The 15,750-nt window shown below is 71.5% G+C and carries 11 protein-coding genes; 9 read left to right on the forward strand and 2 right to left on the reverse strand.

All coding sequences use genetic code 11. The features are described from left to right. Nucleotides 1-68: 68 nt before the first annotated feature. Complete coding sequence (locus NS220_RS19425) at nt 69-3,602, forward strand: glycoside hydrolase (RefSeq protein ID WP_081323230.1); 3,534 nt, start codon at nt 69-71, stop codon at nt 3,600-3,602. A 119-nt stretch (nt 3,603-3,721) separates the two neighbouring features. On the opposite strand, the gene NS220_RS16035 is transcribed toward NS220_RS19425, so the two are convergent. Then, entirely contained in the window at nt 3,722-4,822 is a 1,101-nt protein-coding gene (locus tag NS220_RS16035; RefSeq protein ID WP_058625021.1) for a substrate-binding domain-containing protein, read from the reverse strand. Continuing rightward, complete coding sequence (locus NS220_RS16040) at nt 4,819-6,744, reverse strand: heparinase II/III domain-containing protein (RefSeq protein WP_058625022.1); 1,926 nt, start codon at nt 6,742-6,744, stop codon at nt 4,819-4,821. The genes NS220_RS16035 and NS220_RS16040 overlap by 4 nt, the downstream gene beginning before the upstream one ends. A gap of 152 nt (nt 6,745-6,896) precedes the next feature. On the opposite strand from NS220_RS16040, the gene NS220_RS16045 reads away from it, so the two are divergent. The 8 genes from NS220_RS16045 (at nt 6,897) to kduD (ending at nt 15,632) form a co-directional block, all read left to right on the forward strand. Further along, nucleotides 6,897-8,909 carry a DUF2264 domain-containing protein gene (locus tag NS220_RS16045; RefSeq protein ID WP_058625023.1) on the forward strand — a complete coding sequence of 671 codons (2,013 nt, stop codon included), beginning with the start codon at nt 6,897-6,899 and terminating at the stop codon, nt 8,907-8,909. Next, nucleotides 8,906-10,204, forward strand: coding sequence for an ABC transporter substrate-binding protein (locus NS220_RS16050; protein ID WP_058625024.1), 1,299 nt, complete (start codon nt 8,906-8,908; stop codon nt 10,202-10,204). Before NS220_RS16045 ends, NS220_RS16050 begins: the two co-directional genes overlap by 4 nt. A gap of 75 nt (nt 10,205-10,279) precedes the next feature. Then, complete coding sequence (locus NS220_RS16055) at nt 10,280-11,230, forward strand: carbohydrate ABC transporter permease (protein ID WP_058625025.1); 951 nt, start codon at nt 10,280-10,282, stop codon at nt 11,228-11,230. Continuing rightward, nucleotides 11,230-12,144 (forward strand): carbohydrate ABC transporter permease, encoded by a 915-nt coding sequence (locus tag NS220_RS16060; RefSeq protein WP_058625026.1) that lies wholly within the window; start codon nt 11,230-11,232, stop codon nt 12,142-12,144. The genes NS220_RS16055 and NS220_RS16060 overlap by 1 nt, the downstream gene beginning before the upstream one ends. Nucleotides 12,145-12,147: 3 nt before the next feature. Further along, nucleotides 12,148-12,822 carry a DUF624 domain-containing protein gene (locus NS220_RS16065; protein ID WP_058625027.1) on the forward strand — a complete coding sequence of 225 codons (675 nt, stop codon included), beginning with the start codon at nt 12,148-12,150 and terminating at the stop codon, nt 12,820-12,822. Between the two features lie 19 nt (nt 12,823-12,841). After that, the gene (locus tag NS220_RS16070; RefSeq protein ID WP_058625028.1) at nt 12,842-14,026 is read left to right on the forward strand and encodes a glycoside hydrolase family 88 protein; all 1,185 of its coding nucleotides are present in this window, start codon (nt 12,842-12,844) and stop codon (nt 14,024-14,026) included. Then, nucleotides 14,020-14,871 (forward strand): fumarylacetoacetate hydrolase family protein, encoded by an 852-nt coding sequence (locus NS220_RS16075; RefSeq protein ID WP_058625030.1) that lies wholly within the window; start codon nt 14,020-14,022, stop codon nt 14,869-14,871. Before NS220_RS16070 ends, NS220_RS16075 begins: the two co-directional genes overlap by 7 nt. Further along, nucleotides 14,868-15,632 (forward strand): 2-dehydro-3-deoxy-D-gluconate 5-dehydrogenase KduD, encoded by a 765-nt coding sequence (kduD, locus tag NS220_RS16080; protein ID WP_058625029.1) that lies wholly within the window; start codon nt 14,868-14,870, stop codon nt 15,630-15,632. Before NS220_RS16075 ends, kduD begins: the two co-directional genes overlap by 4 nt. Nucleotides 15,633-15,750: the final 118 nt, after the last annotated feature.

Raw genomic sequence — 15,750 nt, forward strand, 5'->3', positions numbered from 1 at the left:
GACGTCAACATGTTGACGTCAACATCCCCCCACAGGTCGCACCGACGCGGCCGGAAACGGAAACGACGATGACGTCTCGAGTCCTTTCTCTCGCGTGCGCCGCGGCTCTGGTCGCCGGCGCCCTGACCACCGGAGCGGCCGCCGCGCCGCCCCCGGCGACAGCTGCCGACGATCCGTCGGCCGTGCGCATCACCCCCAACCCGGCCTCGGCCACCGAGGCCTTCGAGGGCTGGGGCACGAGCCTGGTGTGGTTCGCCAACGCCACGGGAAACTACCCCGCCGACGTGCGGCAGAAACTCTTCGACGCCGTGTTCGGCGATGAGGGGCTGAACCTCAATCTCGCCCGGTACAACGTCGGCGGCGGCAACGCGACCGACGTCCCGCCGTACCTGCGGGCGGGGGGAGCGGTGCCGGGGTTCTGGAACCCCGACCTCCCGGCGACGGATGCCGACGGCGAGATCACCTCGACCTACGCCGACCGCGATCGCTACCGCGACGCGTGGAACCCCGACGACCCGACGCACTACGACTTCGACGCCGATTCCGCCCAGCGCTGGTGGCTCGACGCGCTGAAAGACAAGGTGACCCACTGGGAGGCCTTCAGTAACTCCCCGCCGTACTTCCTCACCGACAGCGGCTTCGTCTCCGGTGGCATCAACGACGCCACCAGCGAGCAGCTCCGCTCGGCCGACATGCAGAAGTTCGCCGGGTATCTGGTGACCGTCGTCGACGAGCTCGAGAAGGCCCACGGCATCCGGTTCGACACGATCGACCCGTTCAACGAACCGAACACGAACTACTGGCAGACGCAGATCCCCGACGGGGCGACGTGGCCGACCGGCGGCCGCCAGGAGGGCGCGCACATCGGCCCCGAGCGCCAGGACGAGATGATCCGGGCGCTCGCCGACCGCCTCGGACGCGACGGCACGACGACGGATGCCGTGATCTCGGCGATGGACGAGACGAACCCCGGCATCTTCGCGCGCAACTGGGACACGTGGTCGGACGCGTCGAAGGACGCCGTCGACCAGCTCAACGTGCACACGTACGGGACGGGCGGGCGTCCGGTCGTGCGCGACATCGCGAAGGCGTCGGACAAGCCGCTGTGGATGAGCGAGGTCGAGGGCAACTGGACCGACACGAGCCGCGGGTTCGTCACGAACGACATCGAGAACGGCCTGGGCATGGCCTCGCACATCGTCGGCGACCTGCGCGAGCTCGAGCCCGAGGCATGGGTGTTCTGGCAGCCCGTCGAAGACCTTTACAACATGGAGAAGGTCGAGAAGCTCAACTGGGGCAGCGTCTTCATCGACTTCGACTGCAACGCCGAGGGTCTCTCGGAGCGCCGCATCGCTGACGGTGAGGCCGACCCGAGCTGCCAGGTGCTGACGAACGAGAAGTTCAACACCGTGCGCAACTTCACGCACTACATCCGGCCGGGCGACCGGCTCATGGCGACGAACGATGCGAACTCCACCGCGGCGATCGACGCCGACGGGCAGGGCGCGTCGATCGTCCACGTCAACGCCGACGACGCCGAGCAGGTCGTCGAGCTCGACCTCAGCCGCTTCGGCGAGATCTCCCCGGGCGCCACGGTCACCCCGATCGTGACCACCCAGTCGACCGGGGAGGATCCCACCGTCAACGCGCTGCGCGCCGGTGACGCGGTCGCCGTGGACGCGGCATCCGGAATCGCCCGGCTCACGATCCCCGCGAAGTCGGTCGTCACGTTCGAGGTCGACGGCGTCTCGGGCGTCGCCGCGGACGCTCCGGCGTTCCGCGACGGCGAGACCGTGCAGCTCGTGGGCGTGCAGAGCGGGCTCGCCCTGAACGGCGACACCGACCTGACGATCGAGGCGGATGCCACGACCCCCGAGGCCGCGCGGGCCCAGGGCTGGATCGTGCGCACGATCGACGGTGCCGGGACCAACCGACACCGTTTCACGCTCGAGAACGGCGACGGGGCGTTCCTCGGTTCGCGCGACGGTGCCACGGCGCTGATCGACACCGACGCCGCGACGGCCGCGGCGGATCCCGCGACCCAGTGGATGGCCTCGACCCTCGACGGCACCACGTACTCGGTGCTCAACGTCGCGGCGGAGCGGGTTCTCGACGTGAACGGCGCGAGCAGCGACGCCGGGGCGGCCGTGGGCCTGTGGACCTCCAACGGTGCGGGCAACCAGACCTGGCGACTCGTGAGCACGACCGCGGTGGGAAGCGACCCGGTCTCGGCCGCGACCCCGGTGGGCAGGGCTCCCGAACTGCCTGCGACGGTGACCGTCCGCTACACCGGCGATGTGGGCCGTGCGGCTCCCGTCACCTGGAACACCGACGGGCTCGACTTCGGCACCGCGGGCACCGTCACCGTGCCCGGCACAGCGGCGGACGTCTTCGGAGCCTCCGTCGAGGCGCGCGCCGAGGTCGAGGTGGGCGCGTTCACCGCGACCCGCCCCCGTTCGGTCACGGTCGTCGCGGGCTCGGCGCTCGCCGCGGTGCAGGCGCAGGCGGACGACACCGTCCTCGCCGAGCTGCGCCCCTCGGGGGCCGGCTACGCGGTTCCCGTCACCTGGGACTGGAAGGGCATGGAGGATGCCGCCTTCGCGGCGCCCGGCACCGTCGAGGTCGCGGGCACCACGCAGGACGGCCTCGACGCGCGACTCACGGTCATCGTGACCTCCGCGGTCGAGCGCAACGTCGCTCCCGAGAGCACGCCGTCGGCGACCTACACGGAGAGCGGTTACGGCGTGGAACGCACGATCAACGGCGACACCACCGACAAGGGCTGGTCGAACTGGCGATCGGATGCCAAGAACACCTCCGACACGCTCAGCTACGCGCTCGCCGCGGAGGAGACCGTGCGCGGCGTCGCCGTGCAGTTCTTCCGCGACGGCGGCCCCAGCTGGGCCGACAGCCTCCGGGTCGACCACCGCCTCGACGGCGGAGCGTGGGTCGAGGGCGAGCCGGTCGCGGTTCCCGTGCCCGAGCAAGGCGCCCCGCGGGTCGAGGTGCCGATCGAGGGCGCCCGGGCCGACGAGGTACGGGTCGTGCTGACCGCCCGCGAGAACCAGCACATGATCGTCTCGGAGGTCGAGATCCTCGCCGATACCGCCGGGCCGTCGGGCGTCACCGACCTCGCGCGGCTGACGGTGGGAGACGCCCCGGTCGCAGGCTTCGACCCGGCGACGACCGAGTACGCCGTCACGGTGGAGGGCGACACGCTGCCGCCGCTGTTCGCCCTCGCGGTCGACGAGGACGCCGTCGTGCAGATCACCCAGCCTCAGGATGCCGCGGGCACCGGTACCGTCCAGGTCACGGCCCCCGACGGGTCGACGCGCACCTACACGGTCGCGGTGACGTTGGCGGAGCCGGGGCAGCCGGGGCAGCCGGGCGAGCCGTCCGAGCCCGGCGAGCCCGGTGACCCGGGGACGCCCGGCCCGCCGTCCGGGGGAGACTCCGGCCCCGGGCAGCCCCACGGGCGCGACGACCTGGCATCCACCGGTCAGGACACGACCGGCACGGCCGTCACGGTCGGCGCGGCACTGCTGCTGCTCGCGCTCGGCGCCGGGGCCCTGCTGGTGCGGCGCCGCCGGTCGCGCGCGTGAGATCGGGTGCGGCCCGTCGCGGCGGGCCGCACCCTGTCACGACGGGGCGCGCCGTCAGCCCTCGTCCGGGGTCCTGCCGCGCCGCCGGCACGGCGCGAGGTCCCGCGACGAGGCAGACGTCATGACCGCGGGGCCGCCGTCGAGGCGCGGACGTTCAGCCGGGGGCTCAGCTGCACCCGGTGGACGGGACGGTCGGGCTCGGCGATGCGCCGCGCCAGCAGTTCGACGGCCGCCTCGCCCACGTTCGCGCGTGGCGGGCTGACCGCGGTGAGCGCGGGCGTGAAGAGCTGGGCCACCTCGTCGTCGTACGCGATGACCGACAGGTCGTCGGGCACCGAGATCCCCCGGGTCAGCGCCAGGTCCACGAAGGCCATCGCCTCCGGGTCGGAGTGCACCAGCAGCGCCGTCACCCCGGTGGCCAGCGCGGAGTCGAGCGTGGCGTTCACGACGTCGGAGAAGTCGGGGCTCGCCCGGTCCGGCAGGGTCTGTTCGAAGTGGTCGGCGGGGGTCAGCTCGAGCTCCTCGCACGCGGTCTGCCATCCCGCGGCGATCTTGCGCGAGGTCGGCGAGTGCCTCGAGAGGATCAGCCCCACCTTGCGGTGTCCGAGGGTCGCGAGATGCCGCGCGGCGAGCAGCGCGCCGAGCGCGTGATCGGTCGTGACGGACTCCATCGGGATGCCGCCGGACCCGGGCACCGCGTCGCGCTCGACGAGCACACTCGGCACCGGGCAGTCGGCCAGCCAGCTCATCACGTCGGCGGCGTGCGCGGTGTCGGTGTTCGGGGCGACGATGAGTCCGCGCACGTCTCCCGTGGCGACGAGACGTTCGAGCACGGGCCGCTCGTCCTGCAGCTCGTACGACGCGCCGCGCAGCAGCATCTTGTACCCGAGGCGACGCCCGGCGGTCTCCATCCCGCGCACGACACCGGGCCAGTAGTACGCGAGGGAGGGGACGAGGACGGCGATCGACCCTGCCGTCGTCTCCTCGACCTGCGGCTCCGGTCGTGCCGGGGTGTTCTCGCCGGCGACGGCGCCGCCGTGGACGCGGCGCAGAACCCCCTCTTTCTCGAGCTGCGCGAGGTCTCGCCGCAGGGTCACCGTCGCGACGCCCAGGTCTTCGGTGAGCTGCGAGATGCGCACGGCGCCGTCGCTGTGCAGCGCGCTCAGGATGTGCGCGCGGCGTTCCGCGGCCAGCGGTTGGTGCGGGGTGGTGTCGGTCATTGGGGATCCTCGATCGGTGTGTCCAGTTCTACCGTGACCTGGAGCTGAGTGCGGGATGCCAGGGGGAGGGCGAGGCGCGTCAGGCGGCCGCCCCACACCTCGGTGAGCATCGGATCGTCGAGGTCGCGCACCTCGGCTGAGGCGGCGACGTCGCTCGGCCAGCGCAGGCGCACCGCTCGCGCGCCGCCCCGGGGGATCACCCGCGCGCCGCCGGTCTCGAGGTGCACCTCGCCCGCGAGAAGCAGGTGCAGCCGTGTGTCGTCGCCGGTCGGGGCACCGTCCGCGAAGGTCCACGAGTCGTCGACCTCCACGCGCCCGGCCGCGCGATCGAGCCGTGCTCGCCGTCGCCAGGAGGCGAGGCCCGCGTCGGGGTAGGCGCCCGCGAGCTCGACGGTGAACGTCGAGGCGTGGTCGGCGACGTCGACCGCGGCATCGCGTGCGGCGGCATCCGTCCCTGCCGGCTGCCCGGTACCGCGCACGACGGGGACGTTGTGCCACGCGCTCTGCATGGTCCAGATGTCGTATCGCTCGGGCCCGAACGTGGCGGCGGTGTAGGTCGGGCGCCCGGCGTCGACGATGACCGGGATGCCCTCGACCGCGACGAGGAACGACCCGACGTCGTTGTGGTTGTGGTGCTCACCGTTGTGGCCGCCCTTGGCGACGAGCGTGAGTCCATCGCTCGACCCGGCGCGTTCGCGCGCGAGGAACACCTCGGTCGAGGCCAGCCAGACGTCGCGCGGCAGGGGAGGGGGAGCGGGGGAGGCGGCGACCCAGGCCGGGTCGGTGAGGGCGCGCAGCAGGCGGCCGAGGCCTTCGCGCTCAGTGGCCGCGGGCGCGCCCGGGTGGCGGTGCGAGGCGGCGAAGGCGGCGGCCGCGGTGTCGCCGTGGCGGCGAGCGGCCCGGTGCAGGGCGTGCCAGGCCTGATCGGCGGGGGGTCTGGCCTGCCCGTCGGCGTGGTTGACGAACCAGTCGCCGCCCAGGTGCGACCGATGGGGGAACCCGACCGTCTCGCGGAGGGCTGTCACCGCGGTGGCGTCGGCGGAGCCCGCCGTCGCGTGGGCGAGCACGTCGAGCACCTCGAGGGCACGCGCGGCCCCGTTCCACCAGTACGCGTAGCCCTCGTCGATCGCGCCGTCGGCGGGGAGCGCGGCGACGTAACGGTCGAGGCCCTCGACGGCGAGCGCGATGACGCGGTCGCGCTCTGCGGTCTCGTCGGCGGTGTCGAGCAGACGCAGAGCGGCGACGATGACGTTGCCGTGGATCCAGGGGTTCCAGTTGTGCACGTCGCCGTCGAGGCCGATCCAGTGCCAGTCGCGTCGGCGCTGGAACGGCTCGAAGACCCGCACCCGGGCCTCGTGCCGGATGCGCTCGCGGACGCCGGGGGCGCGCGCGTCGAGCTGCGCGCCGAGCAGGTGGTCGATCCAGGCGAGCTGCGCGACGACCTCTCCCGCCCCCAGGTCCACGAAGGGGTCCGTCACGGTCGCGAGCACCGCCCCGTGCACGCGGTGGGTGTCGTCGTGCGCGGGCCAGCACCACGAGCTCTGCTCGCACAGCAAGACGACTCCGTCGACGACCTCGTCGATCCAGGCGTCGTCGAGGGTGACCGCCGCCGCGATCGTCGCGCGACTCAGTCGGCGCTGCCTCTCGAAGGCCGCGTCCTCCCACCCCGTGCGGTCGCCGTCGCGGTGAACGCGTGCGGCGTCGCTCGCGCGGGGATGCGGCCAGGGCGTCGACCGTTCGGCCCGGGCGCGCGAGACGACGTCCTCGAGTCCGACGCGATCGGCGGACCCGGAGTGCGGGTCCCACACGGTGCGGTCGGATGCCGGGGGCACAGGCAGCGCGTCGTCACCGCAACAGCGGACGACGACGTCTCCGAGGTGTGCGGCGAGCGGCCCTGTGAAAGGCGCGGTGGGGAACGACATCGATCTCCTTCGAGCGGGCTTGACCCGTCTGAATCGATCATAAACGATCATTAAGATTCAGAAAAGATGTTGTGATGTTGTTTTCTGATTGATACGCTCGCCAACGTTCACTCGTCTTCGTCGGGGGAACGACGGTCTTCGAAGGAGAATCCGTGGCGACTTCCGCCCTTCCCCGCCTCGCCGGCGGGCAGCGCAGCGACTGGCTCGCCGTCGCCGACGCGCTCCTGTCGGCGGCGCAGCGGCATGCCACCCCCGGCCGGGGACGCATCGTGTTCCCCGGCACCGAGGGCGGCTACGGTGCGGCGGTCGACGGTCTCGAGGGCTTCGCGCGTGTGTTCCTCCTCGCCGGGTTCCGCATCGCCGGTGCGCGCGGCGAGGGCGTGGACGAGCTCATCGCGTTCTTCGCGGAGGGCGTGCGCACGGGCGTCGACCCCGATGCCGCCGACCGCTGGGTGCGCATGGACGAGCACGCACAGGCCAAGGTCGAAGCGGCATCCATCGCCCTCGCCCTCGACCTCACCCGTGCGTGGATCTGGGACACCCTCGACGCGCGGACGCAGGAGCGGCTCATCGCCTACCTCGCCCCCGTCGTGGGAGACGAGACCTACCCGCGAACGAACTGGGTCTGGTTCCGCATCGTCGTCGAGACGTTCCTGCGCTCCGTCGGAGGACCCTGGTCGGCCGGCGACATCGCCGCCGATCTCGCGCGGCACGACTCATTCGTCCGCGCCGACGGCTGGCTGTCCGACGGCGAGGAGCGCGCCTTCGACCACTATGTGGGCTGGGCCCTCCACGTCTATCCCGTGCTCTGGCCCCGCATGACGGGTGCCGCGGATCTCGCGGGTCATCGCACCGCGGGCGACGCGGCGCGCCTCGACCGCTTCCTCCAGGATGCCGTGCGGCTCATCGGCGCGGACGGCTCGCCTCTCCTGCAGGGCCGCAGTCTCATCTACCGGTTCGCCGCCGCGGCTCCGTTCTGGGCCGGGATCATCGCCGGAGTGCCGTCGACCGGAGCGGGGCGTCTGCGCCACGCCGCCGGCGCCGTCGTCGACCACTTCGTCACGCGCGGAGCCCCCAACGCCGACGGCATCCTCACGCTCGGCTGGCACGGCCAGTGGCGTGCGCTCGCCCAGTCGTACTCCGGCCCCGGATCGCCGTACTGGGCCGTCAAGGGGCTGATGGGCATCATGCTGCCCGCGGACCATCCCGTGTGGAGCGCGGTCGACGAGCCGCTCCCGATCGCCGAGGCCGACGATCTCCGCGCGGTCAGGGCCGCCGGATGGCTCGTCTCGGGGACCCGCGCCGACGGCATCGTCCGCGTCGTCAACCACGGCACCGACAAGGCTCGCCCCGGCACCCACACGGCCGACTCTCCCCTGTACGCGCGGATCGGCTACTCCACGGCGACGGCGCCGCTCCTCGACGACCGGGCCTGGACCGACCCGCTGGAGCAGGCGGTGACCCTCATCGACGCGGGCGGGCGCACGACCCACCGCACGGCCCTGACACCCCTCGGCGCCGACGTCGTCGACGGCGTCGGGATCGCGTCCTCGACCTCGGACGTGCACACCGTCGACGTCGCCCCCACCACCCACCGCCACGGCGCCGGCCTCACCGGCGCGGTGCGTCACATCGCCCGCGTGACGGTGCGCTCACTCGTCCGCGGCCCGTGGGAGGTGCGTCTCACCTCGATCGACGACCTCTGCGTCGGCGTCGACCCCGAGGGGCTTCGCCTTCGCGTCGGGGGCTGGGCGCTCGCGGGCGACGAGCCGCAGCACGGCACCGACACGGGAAGCGCCGAGGTGCGCCTCGACGGCCGGGTGTCCGGCATCCGGGCCCTTCGCCCCGAGGCGATCTCGAGCGTCGTCGTCCGTCGCGACGCGAGTCCGCTGGGCGAGACGGCGGCCGTCCCCGTGCTCACGTGGGATGCGGAGGTCGGCGTGCCGTTCGCCGCTCTCGTGACCCTGACCGGCGACGCGACCGCCGGCCGCGGATCCGCGTCGCTCGAGATCGAGGGCGACGAGCCCGTGGCCGTCATCACCTGGCCCGACGGCCGGTCGACGCGCACCCCTCTCGCAGACTCCGGAGCCTCCCGATGGGCGCACCGGCATTCACGGGCCCGCACCGGTGTCCCGCACGCAATCGCAAAGGAGCAGCACGCATGAAGCGCAAGATCGTCGTCGCGACCGGGGTGGGCATCGTCGCCGCCCTGTCGCTGACCGCCTGCAGCGGCGCATCGTCCGACGCCGTCAGCAGCGGCCCCGTCACCCTGACCATGTCGGGGTGGAGCCTGAGCACGACCCCCGAGTTCCAGGCTCTGGCCGACAAATTCCACGAGGAGAACCCCGACGTCACGATCGAGGTCAAGGAGTACGACTCCGCCAACTACGACACCCTCATGACGGCCGACCTGGCCGCGGGCACCGGTCCCGACATCGTCACGCAGAAGAACCTGAAGAGCTTCATCACGTACCAGGCCGGCGGCCAGCTCGCCGACGTGTCGGACGTGACCCTGCCCGACGGCATCGGCGGGGCCGACGCGTACAAGGTCGACGGGTCGACCTGGGCCGTGCCCTACCGCCAGGACTCCTGGGTGCTCTTCTACAACAAAGACCTCTTCACGAAGGCCGGCGTCGCCGAGCCCGACGGATCGTGGACCTGGGACGACTACGAGAAGGCCGCCGAGCAGCTCACCACGAAGCTCGGCGCCGCCGGCTCCGCCGCTCTCGGCACGTACGAGCACAGCTGGCAGTCCACCGTCCAGGGCTTCGCGAACGCGCAGTCCCCGGATGCCGACATCCTCAGCGGTGACTACGGCTACCTGAAGCCGTACTACGATCGCGCTCTCGCCCTGCAGACCGCCGGCGCCCAGGTGGAGTACAACACCATCACCGCCAACAAGCTCACCTACCAGGCGGAGTTCGGCAAGCAGCAGGCGGCCATGATGCCGATGGGCACCTGGTACGTCGCGACCCTCATCGCCCAGCAGGCCAAGGGCGACGCCGACGCATTCTCGTGGGGCTTCGCGCCGATCCCGCAGTACGACTCCTCGACGACCGGGACGTCGAAGACGCCGGTGACCTTCGGCGACCCGACCGGCTTCGCGATCAACAAGGCCGCGGATGCCACCAAGCTCGCCGCCGCGAAGAAGTTCCTCGCCTTCGCCTCGGGCGAAGAGGGTGCGCAGGTGCTCGCCGGCCTCGGCATCACGCCGGCGCTCACGAGCGATGCCGTCGCGAAGACGTACTTCGCCGTCAAGGGCGCGCCCACCGACGAGCTGTCGTCGTTCGCCTGGTCGACGCACGAGACCAAGCCGGAGAACCCCACCTCGGCCAAGACCGCGGCCGTGCAGAACATCCTGCTCGACCTGCACACGGCCGTCATGTCGGGCTCGACGCCGATCGACGACGCGATCAAGACCGCCGAGGACCGTGTCAAGAGCGAGGTCGGCGTCGGCTGACGCCCCTTCACCGGTCGGCCCGGGAAACACCCCGGGCCGGCCGCCCCTGAGATCCCTTCACGATCTGGAGACCCCATGGCGACCATCGCCGATACGCGCCCGACGGCGCCGAAGACCGGACGAGAGCGCGGGCCCCGCCCCGTGCGCCGCCGATCGCGCCTGACGCTTCGCAGCACCCTCATCGGGTGGAGCTTCATCCTCCCCAACTTCCTGGGCTTCGCGGCGCTGACGCTCGTGCCCGTCGTCACGCTCTTCTACATGTCGATGACGAACTGGAACGTGTTCGGCTCGTCGGCGTTCGTCGGCCTGGCGAACTTCCAGCGCCTCCTCGGCGACGGCAGCTTCCGCATCGCCCTGCTCAACACGCTCTACTACGCGGCCCTGCACATCCCGTTGACGATGGTCGTCGCGCTCGGGCTCGCGCTGCTGCTGAACAACAAGCTGCGCGGGGTCGCGTTCTTCCGCACCGCCGCGTTCTTCCCCTACATCACCTCGATCGTGGCGATCGCCGTGGTGTGGAACCTGCTCTTCAGTCCCGACTACGGCCCCATCAACGAGATCCTGCGCTTCTTCGGCCTGCAGAACCCGCCCGGGTGGCTCACCTCGTCGGAGTGGGCGATGCCCGCCGTCGTGATCATCAGCACCTGGCGCGACATGGGCTACTACATGATCCTCTTCCTCGCCGGACTCCAGACGGTGCCGCGCGAGCTCCACGAGGCCGCCCGCGTCGACGGGGCGAACGTGTGGCAGCGCTTCGTCAACGTCACCCTGCCGTGCCTGCGCCCGACCACGTTCTTCGTCACGGTCATGCTCACCATCAACTCGTTCAAGATCTTCGACCTGATCCTCGTGATGACCCAGGGCGGACCGGGCCAGTCGACGCTCGTGCTCTCGCAGTTCATCTATCAGAAGGGCTTCCAGGAGAACCAGTTCGGCTACGCCTCCGCGGCATCCATCGTCCTGTTCCTCCTGTGCATCGTCGTGACGCTCGTGCAGTTCTTCCTCAACAAGAAGCGAGACGCCTGATGACCAATCTCCTCGTCCCCGACGCGACCCGCACGCTCGTCACCGCGGGCGCGAAGCCGCCGCGCCGCCGTCCGGTCGCCGGGTCCCACCCCGCCCGGCGCGTGGGTCGCATCATCGGCTACGCCGTGATGATCCTCGCCGCCGCGGCGCTGCTGCTGCCGTTCTTCTGGATGATCATGAGCTCGCTCAAGACACCCAACGACGTCTTCAGCGCCCCCGTGAAGTGGTTCCCCGAGACCTGGGTCTGGAGCAACTACGTCGACATCTGGACGCAGTCCGGCATGCTCACGTGGATCCGCAACACCCTCGTGCTCGCGGTCGTGGTGACGTTCCTCCAGGTGCTCACGGGCTCGTTCGCCGCCTACGGGTTCTCGCGTATGCGCTTCCCCGGTCGGGACGTGCTCTTCCTCGTCTACATCGGGACGATCGCCGTGCCGTGGCAGTCGTACATGATCCCGCAGTTCATCCTGCTGTCGAATCTCAAGGTGTCGAACACCCTCTGGGCGATCATCCTCATCCAGGCCTTCGGCGCGTTCGGGGTGTTCCTGATGAAGCAGTACTACGACACCATCCCCGAGGACCTGTCCGAGGCGGCGCGCCTCGACGGGCTGAGCGAGTACGGCATCTGGGCGCGCATCATGCTCCCGCTTTCGGTCCCCGCGATCGCGAGTCTGACGATGCTGACCTTCGTCAGCACGTGGAACGACTACCTCGGCCCGCTCATCTACCTGCGCAACCCCGACCTCTGGACCATCCAGCTGGGCCTGCAGAGCTTCGTGAGCACGCTCTACGACGCCAACTACGCGCTGCTGTTCGCGGGCCTGACGATGTCGGTCGTCCCGATCGCCGTCGTCTTCCTCCTCGGCCAGAAGTACTTCGTCGAGGGCATCGCCACCAGTGGAATGAAGGGCTGAGCCGTGCGCCGCATCTCCCACGACACGTACGCGAGCATCTTCTCCACCGTCTACCTCGGGCTGATGGTCAACCTGATGCTGCTCGTCGGGTGCGCACCGCTGGTGTTCCTGCTGGTGACGACCGACCCGGCCGCTTCGTGGCCGCTGCTGCTGATCGCGACGCCTCTCAGCGGGCCGGCGCTCGCCGGGGCCCTGACGGCCTTCCGCGCGCACGGCCGGGGCGAGGGGCGGGTCGTCCGCGCCTTCTGGGCCGGCTGGCGCCGCACCGCGGGGAAGGCCCTCGCCGTGGGAGCGATCGTGGCCGTCGTGCTCGCGATCGTGCTCGTGGACGTGCGCGCCGTGTCGGCGGCATCCTGGTCCGTCGTCGTCGTGCCGCTGTGCGCGACCGTCGCGCTGCTCGCCCTGGCGACCGCCCCGGTGGCGCTCACCGCTCTGGCCGAGGCGCCGGGCACCCCGCTGCGGGTCCTGCTGTCGACGGCGGCCGTGCTGGCCGTTCGCCGCTGGTATCTCAGCGCGGTGAGCCTGCTGGTCCTCGCCGGTCAGGCGGCGCTGTTCGTCACCTCTCCCGCACTGGCGATCGGTCTCACCGCGGCGCCCGCGCTGTACCTGATCTGGGCGAACGCCCGCTACGCCCTCCGCCCCGTGCTCCCGGCCGACGCCACCGTCGCCGCCGTCTGACCCGAAGGACTTTCCCCGCATGACCACCTCGCCCCCCACCACCGGCGTGGGCACCGCCCGCGTCGACACCGATCGCGCGATCGCGCAGGTGCTCTCGACGATCCGCGCCAACATCGACGCCTTCGGCACGCGCTACCCCGACGACACCACCCGCGACAACCGCTACGGGCTGCGGCCCGCCGCGCCCGGCTTCGCCGAGGGCGCCAACCGCGGCTGGACGACGAGCTTCTGGCCCGGCATGCAGTGGATCGCGTACGAGCTGACCGGCGACGACGTGTACCGGGATGCCGCCCTCGCCCACGCCGCCGACTTCGGTCGCCGCGTGCGCGGCGGCGAGGACCTCGACACCCACGACCTCGGCTTCCTCTACACGCTGTCGTGCGTCGCCCCCGCGCGACTGCTCGGCGACGACGACGCCCGCGCGAGCGCGCTCGCCGCGGCCGACCACCTGATGACCCGCTTCCTGCCGTCGGCGGGGATCATCCAGGCCTGGGGCGATCTCGCCGACCCCGCCCAGCGTGGCCGCACGATCATCGACAGCCTCATGAACATGCCGCTGCTCACGTGGGCGGCCGAGCAGACGGGCGATGAGCGCTACAGCGACGTCGTCGCGCGGCACACGGCCGAGCTGCGCCGGCAGATCCTGCGCCCGGACGGATCGACCTTCCACACCTTCTACTGGGATGCCGAGACGGGGGAGCCGCTGCGCGGGGCGACCGAGCAGGGCGCGTTCGACGACTCCTGCTGGGCGCGCGGACAGGCGTGGGGCATCTACGGCTTCGCGATGAACCACCGCGCGACCGGGAACCCCGATCTGCTCGAGGCCTCCCGGATCTGCGCCGACTACTTCCTCGCTCACCTGCCCTCCGACGACGTGCCGTACTGGGACCTCGTCTACAACGACGGCGCCGACGCCCCGCGCGACAGCTCGGCGGGCGCGATCGCGGTCTGCGGTCTGTACGAGCTCGCCGAGGTCGACGCCGAGAACGCCGAGCGCTGGCGCGCCGCGGCCGATCGCATCCTCACCTCGCTCATCGCCCACTACACCCCGGCGACCGCCGCGGACGCCGACACCGTGCTGCTGCACAGCGTCTACGACCTGCCGAAGAACGTGGGCGTCGACGAGGGAACCCTCTGGGGCGACTACTTCTACTTCGAGGCCCTCGCCCGCGCCGCCCGACCCGATTGGCGGCCCGCGTGGTGAGGCTCGCGCGCGTCGGCGATCGCTCGGTCGCGGTCCTCGCGGGACCGGCGGGCGATCGCATGCTCGACCTCGGCCCCCGCCCGCTTCCCGAGCTGTTCGCCGAGCTCGACGGCATCCGGGATCGGGTGGAGAGGACGGATGCCGAGACCCTGCCGCCGCTGGATCCCGCGGCGCTGCAGGCGCCGGTGGTTCCGCGCTCGATGCTCTGCCTCGGGTACAACTACCGCGGACACGTCCCCGACGGCGTCGACCCGACGGCCGACGATCCGGCCACCCCGGACGTCTTCGTGAAGACGGTCAACACCTTCGGGGGACCCAACGACCCCGTCGTCGTTCCCGCGGTGGCCGACGACGTCGACTACGAGGGCGAGATCGCGGTCGTCATCGGGCGGCGCGCCCGGGGAGTGGCGCTCGACGAGGCGCTGTCGTACGTGGCGGGATACACGCTGCTCAACGACGTGTCCGACCGCTCGTGGCAGCGCAAGCAGAGCCAGTGGGCGCTCGGCAAGTGCTTCGACGGCTTCGCGCCGCTGGGTCCCTGGCTGGTGACCGCCGACGAGGTCGATCCGCAGGACCTGCTCGTCGAGGTCGTGCGCGACGGGGAGGTCACCGTGTCGCAGTCCACGTCGACGACGATCTTCTCGGTCGCCTTCGTCGTGCACTATCTCAGCCAGGTGCTCACTCTTCAGCCGGGAGACGTCGTCTCGACCGGCACTCCGCAGAAGCTCGCCGTCGCGCAGGACGCGCACCGCCCGCTCGCGCCCGGTGACGCGGTCACCGTCCGCGTCGCCGGCATCGGCGAGCTGACCACCACGTTCATCGCACCCCCGGGAGCTTCGGCATGATCCTCGACACCTTCCGCCTCGACGGCCGCGTCGCCGTCGTCACCGGTTCCAGCCGGGGTCTCGGCCAGGGCGCGGCGCTCGCTCTCGCCGAGGCGGGCGCCGACCTCGTGCTCATCGACCGCGGCGACGCGGCGCACACCGCCGAGCTCGCGCGGGGCCTCGGCCGGCGCGTGCACACGATCCACCGCGACTTCGTCTCGGCCTCACGCGACGAACTGGCCGCCGCGATCGACGAGGCCGTCGAGGTGCTCGGGCGCGTCGACATCCTCGTCAACAACGCCGGAACCATCCGCCGAGCCCCGGCCGCCGAGCACCCCGCCCAGGACTGGGACGACGTGCTCGCCGTGAACCTCGACGCCGTGTTCCACCTCTCTCAGGCCGCGGGGCGTCGCATGATCGCGCAGGGATGGGGGCGCATCGTCAACGTCGCCTCGATGCTGTCGTTCCAGGGCGGCATCCTCGTCCCCGGCTACGCCGCCTCCAAGCACGCGGTCGCGGGTCTGACCAAGGCGCTCGCGAACGAGTGGGCGGCCTCGGGAGTCACCGTGAACGCCGTCGCCCCGGGCTACATGGCCACCGACAACACCGCGCCCATCCGCGCCGACGCCGACCGCGAGGCGTCGATCCTCGCGCGCATCCCGGCCGGACGCTGGGGCACGCCCGCCGATCTGCAGGGAGCCTTCGTGTTCCTGGCATCCGACGCCGCCGCGTACGTCACCGGGGCCGTGATCCCGGTCGATGGAGGGTGGTTGGTGCGGTGACCTGACCGGGCGACTCCTGCGGCCGGCGAGCGCTCGATCCCCCCTGTCCCGGAGCCGCCCGCCCGTCTTGTCGGCGCCCCGCGCTCACCTGCTCTTTCGTCCCCTCGTGCTCTCGCCC

It is taken from the genome of Microbacterium testaceum (assembly GCF_001476655.1).
GTDB classification, from domain to species: Bacteria; Actinomycetota; Actinomycetes; order Actinomycetales; family Microbacteriaceae; genus Microbacterium; species Microbacterium testaceum_C.

What these genes read in the sequence shown, in the direction of transcription:
- NS220_RS19425 (WP_081323230.1), top strand. Translation starts at nt 69, where the DNA reads ATGACGTCTCGAGTCCTTTCTCTCGCGTGCGCCGCGGCTCTGGTCGCC.
- NS220_RS16035 (WP_058625021.1), bottom strand. Translation starts at nt 4,822, where the DNA reads ATGACCGACACCACCCCGCACCAACCGCTGGCCGCGGAACGCCGCGCG.
- NS220_RS16040 (WP_058625022.1), bottom strand. Translation starts at nt 6,744, where the DNA reads ATGTCGTTCCCCACCGCGCCTTTCACAGGGCCGCTCGCCGCACACCTC.
- NS220_RS16050 (WP_058625024.1), top strand. Translation starts at nt 8,906, where the DNA reads ATGAAGCGCAAGATCGTCGTCGCGACCGGGGTGGGCATCGTCGCCGCC.
- NS220_RS16055 (WP_058625025.1), top strand. Translation starts at nt 10,280, where the DNA reads ATGGCGACCATCGCCGATACGCGCCCGACGGCGCCGAAGACCGGACGA.
- NS220_RS16060 (WP_058625026.1), top strand. Translation starts at nt 11,230, where the DNA reads ATGACCAATCTCCTCGTCCCCGACGCGACCCGCACGCTCGTCACCGCG.
- NS220_RS16070 (WP_058625028.1), top strand. Translation starts at nt 12,842, where the DNA reads ATGACCACCTCGCCCCCCACCACCGGCGTGGGCACCGCCCGCGTCGAC.
- kduD (WP_058625029.1), top strand. Translation starts at nt 14,868, where the DNA reads ATGATCCTCGACACCTTCCGCCTCGACGGCCGCGTCGCCGTCGTCACC.